The organism is Pseudonocardia sp. D17, assembly GCF_036984265.1.
Classification (GTDB): domain Bacteria; phylum Actinomycetota; class Actinomycetes; order Mycobacteriales; family Pseudonocardiaceae; genus Pseudonocardia; species Pseudonocardia benzenivorans.
The window spans coordinates 1-841 of the sequence record NZ_BPRG01000240.1 but is presented as its reverse complement, the minus strand read 5'-3'; the positions used below and the strand labels follow the sequence as shown (position 1 = coordinate 841).

The 841-nt window shown below is 73.0% G+C and carries 2 pseudogenes; both read left to right on the top strand.

Annotated elements, in window-relative coordinates:
* Positions 1-207: pseudogene (locus PSD17_RS35530) on the top strand (IS110 family transposase); the annotation flags it as partial.
* A gap of 269 nt (positions 208-476) precedes the next feature.
* Positions 477-841: pseudogene (locus tag PSD17_RS33400) on the top strand (transposase); the annotation flags it as partial.

Genomic DNA, 841 nt, shown 5'->3' with positions numbered 1-841 from the left:
TCGCCGCACAGATTCGTGGGGCCGCCCGCACCATGCCCCACACCCTGCGCCGGGTCGGCACCGATGACGAGACCCTCGCCGAGCTCACCGTGCTGGCCGGCTACGACGACGACCTCGCCGCCCAGTCGACACGGCTGACCAACCGGCTGCGCGATGCCCTGCTCCACGTCCACCCGGCCCTGGAACGCCTGCTCGGGCCTCGGATGGACCGCGGCGGGGTGCTCGATCTGCTCGTTGCCGCCCCGACCCCGCAGGCCCTTCGCGACCTCGGCGAGGCCGGGATCGCCGCGGCCATGCGCCCGCGTTCCCCACGTCTGGCCACGACACTCCCTGCCGCGATCCTGGCCGCGCTCGACGCGCAGACCGTCGTCGTCCCGGGCACCGCCGCGTTCGGCCGAGTGATCGCCGGGGTCGCCGCCCAGCTGCGCGAGGTCCGTGTCGAGCGAGACACCCTTGCCGCCGAGCTCGAGGCCCTCCTGGAGGCCCACCCTCTTGCCGGGGTCCTGACCTCGATGCCCGGTCTCGGGTTCTCCGACCGCCCTGAAGATCCTCACCATCGTCGGAGATGGCGCCGCGTTCCCCACCGCAGCCCATCTCGCCGCCTACGCGGGCCTGGCCCCGGTGACCCGCCGCTCCGGCAGCTCGATCAAGGGCGAGACGCGTTCCCAGCGCGGGAACCACGCCCTGAAGTCGGCGCTGTTCTTGTCGGCTTTCGCCAGTCTCGCCGATCCGGTCAGCCGCGCCTACTACGACCGCAAACGCGCCGGCGGCAAGCGGCACAACGCCGCCCTGATCTGCCTCGCCCGTCGCCGCACCGACGTCATCTACGCCATGCTCCGCG